The 9,180-nt window shown below is 71.1% G+C and carries 12 protein-coding genes and 1 pseudogene; 10 read left to right on the top strand and 3 right to left on the bottom strand.

The features are described from left to right. The 6 genes and pseudogenes from AAW14_RS38635 to AAW14_RS38605 form a co-directional block, all read left to right on the top strand. Window positions 1–149: pseudogene (locus AAW14_RS38635) on the top strand (4-hydroxy-3-methylbut-2-en-1-yl diphosphate synthase); the annotation flags it as partial. A 308-nt stretch (window positions 150–457) separates the two neighbouring features. Next, window positions 458–814, top strand: a complete 357-nt coding sequence (locus AAW14_RS38625; RefSeq protein ID WP_322741171.1) for a Scr1 family TA system antitoxin-like transcriptional regulator — start codon at window positions 458–460, stop codon at window positions 812–814. Further along, window positions 811–1,068, top strand: coding sequence for a DUF397 domain-containing protein (locus tag AAW14_RS38620; protein ID WP_265569151.1), 258 nt, complete (start codon window positions 811–813; stop codon window positions 1,066–1,068). Before AAW14_RS38625 ends, AAW14_RS38620 begins: the two co-directional genes overlap by 4 nt. Window positions 1,069–1,160: 92 nt before the next feature. Then, entirely contained in the window at window positions 1,161–2,009 is an 849-nt protein-coding gene (locus AAW14_RS38615; RefSeq protein ID WP_265569150.1) for a GNAT family N-acetyltransferase, read from the top strand. Between the two features lie 100 nt (window positions 2,010–2,109). Then, complete coding sequence (locus AAW14_RS38610) at window positions 2,110–2,679, top strand: GNAT family N-acetyltransferase (protein ID WP_265569149.1); 570 nt, start codon at window positions 2,110–2,112, stop codon at window positions 2,677–2,679. Between the two features lie 72 nt (window positions 2,680–2,751). Next, window positions 2,752–4,452: a proline--tRNA ligase gene (locus AAW14_RS38605; RefSeq protein WP_265569148.1), complete on the top strand. Its 1,701-nt coding sequence runs from the start codon at window positions 2,752–2,754 to the stop codon at window positions 4,450–4,452. Window positions 4,453–4,598: 146 nt separating this feature from the next. On the opposite strand, the gene AAW14_RS38600 is transcribed toward AAW14_RS38605, so the two are convergent. The 3 genes from AAW14_RS38600 to AAW14_RS38590 are packed head-to-tail and all read right to left on the bottom strand — an operon-like array spanning window position 4,599 to window position 6,570. Beyond that, window positions 4,599–5,501 carry an aminoglycoside phosphotransferase family protein gene (locus tag AAW14_RS38600; RefSeq protein WP_265569147.1) on the bottom strand — a complete coding sequence of 301 codons (903 nt, stop codon included), beginning with the start codon at window positions 5,499–5,501 and terminating at the stop codon, window positions 4,599–4,601. Window positions 5,502–5,557: 56 nt separating this feature from the next. Beyond that, the gene (locus AAW14_RS38595) at window positions 5,558–6,043 is read right to left on the bottom strand and encodes a ferritin-like domain-containing protein (RefSeq protein WP_265569146.1); all 486 of its coding nucleotides are present in this window, start codon (window positions 6,041–6,043) and stop codon (window positions 5,558–5,560) included. Continuing rightward, the gene (locus AAW14_RS38590; protein ID WP_265569145.1) at window positions 6,040–6,570 is read right to left on the bottom strand and encodes a hypothetical protein; all 531 of its coding nucleotides are present in this window, start codon (window positions 6,568–6,570) and stop codon (window positions 6,040–6,042) included. The genes AAW14_RS38595 and AAW14_RS38590 overlap by 4 nt, the downstream gene beginning before the upstream one ends. Window positions 6,571–6,807: 237 nt before the next feature. Here AAW14_RS38590 and rimP point away from each other — a divergent pair, with 237 nt between their 5' ends. From rimP to AAW14_RS38570, 4 genes are all read left to right on the top strand, one after another. Continuing rightward, window positions 6,808–7,317, top strand: a complete 510-nt coding sequence (rimP, locus tag AAW14_RS38585) for a ribosome maturation factor RimP (RefSeq protein ID WP_265569144.1) — start codon at window positions 6,808–6,810, stop codon at window positions 7,315–7,317. A 2-nt stretch (window positions 7,318–7,319) separates the two neighbouring features. Then, a complete protein-coding gene (nusA, locus tag AAW14_RS38580) occupies window positions 7,320–8,315 on the top strand; it encodes a transcription termination factor NusA (RefSeq protein ID WP_265569143.1) in 996 nt (331 codons plus the stop codon). A gap of 127 nt (window positions 8,316–8,442) precedes the next feature. Continuing rightward, on the top strand, window positions 8,443–8,754 hold the full coding sequence (locus tag AAW14_RS38575) for a YlxR family protein (protein ID WP_265569142.1): 312 nt from the start codon (window positions 8,443–8,445) through the stop codon (window positions 8,752–8,754). 147 nt (window positions 8,755–8,901) lie between these two features. Then, window positions 8,902–9,180: translation initiation factor IF-2 N-terminal domain-containing protein (locus AAW14_RS38570; protein WP_265569141.1), on the top strand; the 279-nt coding region annotated here is incomplete at its 3' end.

Raw genomic sequence — 9,180 nt, 5'->3', positions numbered from 1 at the left:
GCCAGATCTTCGTCAAGGGCGAGGTCATCAAGACCGTCCCCGAGTCGAAGATCGTGGAGACCCTCATCGAGGAGGCCATGAAGCTCGCCGAGCAGATGGAGAAGGACGGCGTGGCCTCCGGCGAGCCGTCCGTCTCCGTCGCCGACTGACCCATTTCGGGTAAGTTTCCGGAGTCCCGTCACCCGTCGGTGGCGGGACTCCGTCGTACTTCCGCCCAGACGCATTCGCCCGGGCTGCGCGGCTCGACGCCCCACCGGCAGGCGAGCGCCTCGACCAGCACCAGCCCACGCCCGGACTCGTCGCCCGCCGGGTCCCGCGGCGGCCGGAGCTCGGGCAGCCGCTCGGTACGGGTGTCGGAGACCTCCAGCCGTACCGGAACAGCGGGTGAGTCAGGACCGTCGTGCGTTGTACGTGGTCGGGGTGTGTCTGTCCGCGCGGTGAGCCGTAACCGACGGCCATGGGGGAGCGGTTCATCGCACGTGCGGATGAAGTCCTGGGTGCGCACGGGGTGTTGCTGGAGCTGGCCGAGGAGATGGGGAGGGCACAGTGTCCGGCGTTCTTCCGGGGTGCGGCGCGGATCCAAGTCGTGCCTCACGACTTGGAGGAGCATGCCGCGCTTGGTGGCCCCTTCACCTTGATCGAGACGATGAAAGGGCGCAGGATCGCCTACGTGGAGGCGCACACGTGCAGCCGTCTCTTCACCGACCGCCGGAGCGTCAGGGAGTTGGAGGAGCAGTACGGCCTTCCGCGCGCCCAAGCCCTGACCCCACGTGAGTCGCTGGCCCACATAGAGAAGTTGCTGGGAGAGTCATGAACTTCGAGGACCTGACCGAGCCGACGTGGTTCAAAAGCAGCTACAGCAGCGGCGCAGGAGATGAGTGCCTCGAAGTCGCCCTCAGCTGCCACAAATCCAGCTATAGCGGCGGCGAAGGCGGCGAGTGCGTAGAAATCGCCCCCTGTCCCACCTCCGTCCGCGTACGCGACTCCAAGTACGCCCGCGGAGTCGGCCCCACCCTCACCCTCCCCGCCGCCGCCTGGGCGGCCTTCATAGGGCTCGCTGCTCGGTGACGAGGTACTTACCGGGCGCTATCGGGCGGCGCCGCACCAGCACGCCGGGTACAGTGCGGAGATCAGCAGACCCCAGGGTGAGGCCCCCGTACGTGTTGACGCAGACCACCACCCGGGTCCTCGAACCGAGTGACCTGGACGCCGCGCTCGCCGTCCTCGACCGCGAGCCGGTCGCGAACGCCTTCGTGGCGTCCCGGGTCCACGTCGCGGGACTCGACCCCTGGCGCCTGGGCGGCGAGATGTGGGGCTGGTACGAGGACGGCATGCTCACCTCGCTGTGCTACGCGGGCGCGAACCTCGTTCCGATCTGCGCGAACCCTCGCGCGGTACGAGCCTTCGCCGACCGTGCCCGGCGCGCGGGCCGCCGCTGCTCCTCGATCGTCGGCCCCTGCGAACCCACCGCCCAGCTGTGGCGGCTGCTGGAGCCGAGCTGGGGCCCGGCCCGCGAGGTCCGCCCCCACCAGCCGCTCATGGTCACCGACCGCATGCCCGCCGGCATGGCCCCGGATCCGTACGTCCGCCGCATCCGCAAGGACGAGATGGAGACGATCATGCCGGCGTGCGTGGCGATGTTCACCGAGGAGGTCGGCGTCTCGCCGCTGGCCGGTGACGGCGGTCTGCTCTACCAGGCCCGGGTCGCCGAACTCGTCGGCGCGGGCCGCTCGTTCGCCCGCATCGACGAGGGCGGCAAGGTCGTCTTCAAGGCGGAGATCGGCGCGGCGACCCCGGGGGCCTGCCAGATCCAGGGTGTCTGGGTCGCCCCCGAGTACCGGGGCCAGGGCCTGGCGGCCCCCGGTATGGCGGCGGTCCTGCGCTTCGCGCTGGCGGACGTGGCCCCGGTGGTGAGCCTGTACGTCAACGACTTCAACACCGCGGCGAGGCGGACGTACCAGAGGGTGGGTTTCCAGGAGGTCGGCGCGTTCATGAGCGTGCTGTTCTGAACGGTTCCGCGCCCCTTGACGGGGCGCGGGGAACTGCGCGAGAAACCACCGGCCACCTGCACTCCAAAGACAATGCGCACCCCCCTGTAGGCTCCCGGGCATGCTGCGCTTTCCGGGTCACGGTCACCGCACCCCCGACGACATCGTGATCGGTCCCCTGGACCTGGCCGCGCGCGTCGACGAAGCGCTCGCCGTGCAGGCCGTCGCGTTCGGGCTCGCCGCCGACGAGATTGCGGTGCGCCGCCAGATCGTGATCCGGCACATGGCCTACCCGGGGGCCCGCGCCCTCGGCGCCACGACCGCAGACGGACGGCTCGTCGGCTTCGTCTACGGCATGCCCAACGACCGTACGCACTGGTGGTCCACCGTCGTGCAGCCGTATCTGCGGATCCAGGGCCACGACGAGTGGCTCGACAACTCCTTCGTGATCACCGAGCTGCACGTCCACCCGGAGTTCCAGAACCGGGGCATCGGCCGCTGCCTCATCACCACCATCACGGACGGCGCCGACGAACCGCGCTCGATCCTGTCGGCGATCGACACCGAGAGCCCGGCCCGGGGCCTGTACCGCTCGCTGGGCTATGTGGACCTCGCGCGGCAGGTGCTCTTCCCTAGTGCGCCCAAGCCGTATGCCGTGATGGGGGCCACGCTGCCCCTGCGCAGGCGTTAACCGATTACCGCCCGCACAGGCTGCCCGGCTAACCTCCTAGCCATCACCCTTTCGCAGCAGGAGTCGAGAACCATGGCGAACGCACCGGTCCAGCGCATGTCCCAGTTGATGGCGAAGACGCTGCGCGACGACCCGGCCGACGCCGAGGTCCTGAGCCACAAGCTGCTGGTCCGCGCCGGCTACGTCCGCCGCACCGCCGCCGGAGTGTGGACCTGGCTGCCGCTCGGCAAGCGGGTCCTCGCCAACGTGGAGCGGATCGTCCGCGAGGAGATGGACGCGATCGGCGCCCAGGAGGTGCTGCTCCCCGCGCTGCTGCCGCGCGAGCCGTACGAGGCGACCGGCCGCTGGGACGAGTACGGTGCCGAGCTGTTCCGCCTCAAGGACCGCAAGGGCGGCGACTACCTGCTCGGCCCGACCCACGAGGAGATCTTCACACTGCTGGTCAAGGACCAGGCGTCCTCGTACAAGGACCTGCCGGTGATCCTCTACCAGATCCAGACGAAGTTCCGGGACGAGGCCCGGCCCCGCGCGGGCATTCTGCGCGGCCGTGAGTTCCTGATGAAGGACTCGTACTCCTTCGACCTCGAGGACGAGGGCCTCGCGCAGTCCTACGCCCTGCACCGCCAGGCCTACCAGCGGGTCTTCGAGCGTCTCGGCCTGGACTACCGGATCTGCGCCGCGACCGCGGGCGCGATGGGCGGCTCGAAGTCGGAGGAGTTCCTCGCCCCGGCCGGTGCCGGCGAGGACACCTTCGCGGACTGCCCGAACTGCGACTTCGCGGCCAACACCGAGGCGATCACGTACGAGCTGAAACCGGTGGACGGCTCCGACGCCCCCGTCGCCGAGGAGATCCCGACCCCGGACACCCCGACCATCGAGACCCTCGCCGCCCACCTCGGGGTCCCGGCCTCCGCCACCCTGAAGAACCTCCTCGTCAAGGTGGACGGCGAGATCGTCGCCGTCGGTGTCCCCGGCGACCGCGAGGTCGACATGGGCAAGGTCGAGACCCACTTCGCCCCGGCGGTCGTCGAGATGGTCACCGAGGCGGACTTCGCGGGCCGCCCGGACCTGGTCCGCGGCTACGTCGGCCCGCAGGGCCTGGAGAAGGTCAAGTACGTCGCCGATCCGCGTGTGGCACCCGGCACCTCCTGGATCACCGGTGCCAACAAGGAGGGCATGCACGCGAAGAACGTGGTCGCGGGCCGTGACTTCGACGTCGACGCGTACGTGGACGTCGTGGTGGTGCAGGAGGGCGACCCGTGCCCGAACTGCGGCACCGGGCTCAAGCTCGACCGCGCCATCGAGATCGGCCACATCTTCCAGCTCGGCCGCAAGTACACCGACGCCCTCAAGCTCGACGTCCTCGGCCAGAACGGCAAGCCGGTCCGCGTGACCATGGGCTCCTACGGCATCGGTGTCTCCCGCGCCGTCGCCGCGCTCGCCGAGCAGACCGCCGACGAGCAGGGGCTGTGCTGGCCCAAGGAGGTCGCCCCGGCCGACGTCCATGTGGTGGCGGCGGGCAAGGCGCTCCAGACCGAGGTGGCGCTCGACGTCTCCGGGAAGCTGGCCGCGGCCGGTGTGCGTGTGCTGGTGGACGACCGGGCCGGTGTCTCGCCGGGCGTGAAGTTCACGGACGCGGAGCTGATCGGTGTGCCGCAGATCCTGGTGGCGGGCCGCCGCTCCGCCGAGGGCATCCTCGAGCTGAAGGACCGCAGGACCGGCGAGCGCGAGGAGCTGACGGTGGACGAGGCGATCGCCCGCCTGACCGCCTGACGGGCCCCACCCTTTGTCGCGACGGCCGCCGGTCGAGGACCGGCGGCCGTCGGCTGTCGCCGCGTGGTCGTGTGAGGTCCGGGGATCACATCACGACATCCGAGGCCCCCGTCACGAGGGGTGCGGCGGCCTCGTCCCGCACCGCCTCACAGCCAGCTCGCGAACTCCAGCAGCAGCTCCCCGTCCTGAGTGCGGCCGACCCGGCGGGCCCGCACCCCGGACTCGACCGCCCGGAACAGCGTCCAGCCGCGCAGCCGGTTCTGGTCGAGGTCGAGCGACTCCGCTAGCCGCTTCACCCGGCGGCGGGTGGTCGACGGACCGGAGGAGGTCGCGATCAGGTCCTCCACCCGGTCGCGCACCAGCCGCGCCAGGTCGAAGGCGCACTCACCGACCACCGGATCGGGACCCACGGCCAGCCACGGCATCCGCTCCCCGGCGAGGATCTTGCTCTGCCGGAGGGTGCCGTGCAGCAGCCGCTCCTCGGGCGGGGCGGCGAGCAGTTCCTCACGGGCCGCCAGCGCCGCCTCGACCAGCGGTGCCGTCTCGGGATCGGCCTTCGCGCCTGCGCGCATCGCCTCGGCCTGCCGGCCGGTCCGTGCGGCCACCGTCTCGTACGAGTGCCCGGCGGGGGGCTCCACCCACAGCCGCCGCAGTGTGCCCGCAGCCTCCAGCAGGGCCTTGGCCTCCGGCAGCGAACGCACGGACATCTCCGGATGCAGCCGCTCAAGAAGCAGCACACCCCGCTCGGCATCCGCGTCCAGAAGCCGTACGGCGCCGAGGCCTCCCCACTGGTCGAGAGCCGCCCGCTCGCTCTCGGGCCGGGCCCACGGCGGCGCCAGCTTCAGCACGGCAGGTGTGCCGTCGGCCCCCCGCACCAGCAGGACCAGGCTGCTGCGGCCGCCCGGCGCCTGCACCCGCTCCACGGTCACACCGCGGGCGTCAACCGTCTGCCGGACCAGTTCCGGGAGCTTCTCCAGCCACTCGGCGCCACCGTCCCGCCGCGTCTCGCCGAGCGTCCGTACGAGGCGCTGCGGCGGTTCGATAGCCATGCGCGAGTAGTTCCCTTCCAGGTCGGCTTCGCACGCGTGCGATGTGCGCGTACGCCTCAGGTCCGCTGTGTTGCCGACGCGGTGGGGGTGGCCGCCGCCCGCTCGGCGAGACCAGGGAAGGCTACGCTCTCGCCGCTCCAGCTCACCGACCGCACCGCCGCCTCCCGCAGCGCCCCGGCGGCCGTGCGCCGCCGGTCGCCGGTGGAGGCCCGGACGAGATCGGAGTACACCCCGGCCACCCGCTCCTCCAAGTCGGCGGCGAGCCGCACGGCGGCGGCGGAGTCCGGCACGGGGAAAGGCAGCGCGTACGCGGCAGCCGCGGCGTCCGGCGTGCCCCCCAGATCCCGTACGGACCGGGCCAGCTCGTCCCGCCGGGCACGGTGCGCGTCGTACGCGGCCCGTGCCTCCGCCCGCCGCGCCTGGTCGATCCGCCCGCCGACGACGCCGTAGCCGTAGACCGCCGCGTGCTCGGCGCGCAAGGCGGCCTGCAGCGCGGCGAGTTCGCCGCTCACGGGCCTCGGCGTGCTGCTGGTCGTGCTCACTTGTCGCCCTTCGTCAGCAGGTACACGTGCGCGGCCCCGGCCGCCGCCACGGACGCCATCAGCCGTGCCAGCTCACCCGGCACGTCCAGCAGCGCCCCGGCCCGCCGGTCGGCCAGGGCCCGCTCGGCGGCGGCCAGGCCGGCGAGGGCCGATCTGGGATCCGCGGGCACGGCGGACGCCGTCGGCGAGGGCGACGCGGAGGCCGAAGGGGATGCCGGGACCGGGGAGGACGCCGGTGCGCCGGGAGTGCCGCCGAATGCCTGTGCATGCTGGACGACCTCCGCCCGCAGCGGCCGCAGCCGGGCCGCCAGCTCCGGATGGGCGTCGATCACGGCCGCGTACCGCTCGGCCAGCGCCTCGCTGTCGCGGGCGGCCTGAGCACGGGCCCGGTCGGCGGCCGAGGGGCTGCCGTCCGTGGCGGTCGAGTCCGGGGCGCCGGAGCAGCCGGCAAGCAGCGCGGCGCCCGCGGTCGAGGCGAGCAGGCTCCTTCTGCGCAGAGCGGTGCGCGGGTGCGGGGGGAACGGCACGGCAGACGTCCTCGATGACCAGGTGCGAACGGATGGGCGGCCAGGGAGCGGTCGTGCGAGCCCTCGCCCGTGATCACCGTACCCGCGCCCCGCCCCTGCGTTCGCCATCGGCTCGGCAGGTCGCGGGTCCGGCCGGTGACGGCGCAGGTGGACGGCAACACCCCCCGGGACCGGATACGCTTTGACCTGACACACGACCCATCCCACAACAGCACACGCGGCCGAGGAGTCACCCGGATGAGCACCACCCAGAGCGAGAGGCTGCGAGAACTGCTGGAACCGCTCGTCGCCTCCGAGGGACTCGACCTCGAGGAGATCGCGGTGGACTCGGTCGGACGCAAGCGTGTGCTGCGCGTCGTCGTCGACTCCGACACCGGTGCCGACCTGGACCAGATCGCCGATGTGAGCCGTGCGCTCTCGGCGAAGCTCGACGAGACGGACGCGATGGGCGAGGGCGAATACACCCTCGAGGTCGGAACCCCGGGCGCGGAGCGCCTCCTCACGGAACACCGGCACTATGTGCGGGCCGCGGGCCGGCTCGTGAAGTTCCAGCTGGCCGAGGGCGGCGAGCTGGTGGCCAGGATCCTGCAGGTCGACGACGAAGGTGTCGACCTGGAAGTGCCCGGAGTGAAGGGCCGTAAGGCCACCGCCCGCAGACTCGGCTTCCCGGACATCGCCAGGGCGCGGGTCCAGGTCGAGTTCAGCCGCCAGGACGAGAAGGCCATCAAGAAGGAAGAGGAGGCGTAGCCGTGGACATCGACATGAGTGCCCTGCGGGGCTTGGTACGGGAGAAGGAGATCTCCTTCGACCTGCTTGTCGAGGCGATCGAGGCGGCCCTCCTCATCGCCTACCACCGCACCGAGGGAAGCCGTCGCCACGCGCGCGTGGAGCTCAACCGGGAGACCGGTCACGTGACCGTGTGGGCGAAGGAGGACCCCGAGGACCTGGAGGAGGGGCAGGAGGCACGCGAGTTCGACGACACCCCCTCGGGCTTCGGCCGCATTGCCGCCACCACCGCCAAGCAGGTCATCCTGCAGCGTCTGCGCGACGCCGAGGACGACGCGACGCTCGGCGAGTACGCGGGCCGCGAGGGCGACATCGTCACCGGTGTGGTCCAGCAGGGCCGCGACCCGAAGAACGTGCTCGTGGACATCGGCAAGCTGGAGGCCATCCTGCCGGTGCAGGAGCAGGTGCCGGGTGAGAGTTACGAACACGGCAAGCGGATCCGGTCGTACGTCGTCCGGGTGGCGAAGGGTGTGCGCGGCCCGTCCGTCACCCTCTCCCGCACCCACCCCAATCTGGTGAAGAAGCTCTTCGCTCTGGAGGTCCCGGAGATCGCCGACGGGTCCGTCGAGATCGCCGCGATCGCTCGCGAGGCCGGTCATCGAACGAAGATCGCGGTGCGATCCACTCGATCGGGCCTGAATGCCAAGGGCGCCTGCATCGGTCCGATGGGTGGACGTGTGCGCAATGTCATGGGCGAGCTGAACGGTGAGAAGATCGACATCGTCGACTGGTCGGACGACCCGGCCGAGATGGTGGCGAACGCGCTCTCCCCGGCCCGGGTGTCCAAGGTGGAGGTTGTGGACCTCGCGGCCCGTTCCGCGCGGGTGACGGTCCCCGACTACCAGCTGTCGCTGGCCATCGGCAAAGAGGGGCAGAACGCCCGTCTGGCCGCCCGGCTGACCGGCTGGCGGATCGACATCCGGCCCGACACCGAGCAGACCGCGGGCAAGCAGGACTGAGACGTACGGCCCCGGCCGGGAATGGATCCCGGCCGTGGGTCGCTGAGATCACGACAGTTTCATACGCGGCAACTGTTCGATTCTTGCCCCAAAGGGGTGAGGCTGCCGCGGGGAGGTAGACTTAAGCGTGTCTGGCCGGACGCATGCCCGCGTATGCCCTGAGCGCACCTGTGTGGGGTGCCGGGAGCGATCGGCCAAGATCGAACTGCTGCGCACCGTGGTGATCGAGGAACACTGTGTCCCCGATCCTCGCGGTACGCTGCCGGGCCGGGGTGCGTACATACACCCCGTGCCGGCCTGTCTTGACCTGGCGGTACGCCGCCGGGCGTTCCCGCGGGCGCTCCGCGTCCCGGGACCGCTCGAAACAAAGGCGTTGCGCGAGTACGTCGAGCAGGCAGAAAGTTGCCGGCAGCATCTTGCTGAGCAGGCAGCACCGTAAGACGTGTCGTACGGAAAACCCCGTGCGGCCTGGTACCTCGCGAGTCGAAAGCAGGTCGAGATTGCGATGAGCACTCGATGAGTACGCGATGAGTACGCCCATGAACTAGCGACGGTCCGGCCGCAACCCGGACCTCAAAGGAGCGAAGTGGCTAAGGTCCGGGTCTACGAACTCGCCAAGGAGTTCGGTGTGGAGAGCAAGGTCGTCATGGCCAAGCTCCAGGAACTCGGTGAATTCGTCCGATCGGCGTCCTCGACGATCGAGGCGCCCGTAGTACGCAAGCTGACCGACGCCTTGCAGCAGGGCAATGGCGGTGGCGCCAAGCCCGCCGCCCGCAAGGCCTCCCCGGCGAAGCCGGCCGCGCCCTCCCCGGCGCAGGCGGCCCGTCCGGCTGCCCCGCGCCCGGCGGCGCCCAAGCCGCCGGCG

Origin of the sequence: Streptomyces hygroscopicus (genome assembly GCF_026168105.1) — a bacterium.
Taxonomy (GTDB): Bacteria; Actinomycetota; Actinomycetes; order Streptomycetales; family Streptomycetaceae; genus Streptomyces; species Streptomyces hygroscopicus_D.
The sequence above is the reverse complement of the archived record's forward strand: the minus strand, read 5'-3'. Positions and strand labels throughout refer to the sequence as shown.

What these genes read in the sequence shown, in the direction of transcription:
- rimP (WP_265569144.1), top strand. Translation starts at nt 6,808, where the DNA reads ATGAGCACCACCCAGAGCGAGAGGCTGCGAGAACTGCTGGAACCGCTC.
- AAW14_RS38610 (WP_265569149.1), top strand. Translation starts at nt 2,110, where the DNA reads ATGCTGCGCTTTCCGGGTCACGGTCACCGCACCCCCGACGACATCGTG.
- AAW14_RS38600 (WP_265569147.1), bottom strand. Translation starts at nt 5,501, where the DNA reads ATGGCTATCGAACCGCCGCAGCGCCTCGTACGGACGCTCGGCGAGACG.
- AAW14_RS38620 (WP_265569151.1), top strand. Translation starts at nt 811, where the DNA reads ATGAACTTCGAGGACCTGACCGAGCCGACGTGGTTCAAAAGCAGCTAC.
- AAW14_RS38605 (WP_265569148.1), top strand. Translation starts at nt 2,752, where the DNA reads ATGGCGAACGCACCGGTCCAGCGCATGTCCCAGTTGATGGCGAAGACG.
- AAW14_RS38625 (WP_322741171.1), top strand. Translation starts at nt 458, where the DNA reads ATGGGGGAGCGGTTCATCGCACGTGCGGATGAAGTCCTGGGTGCGCAC.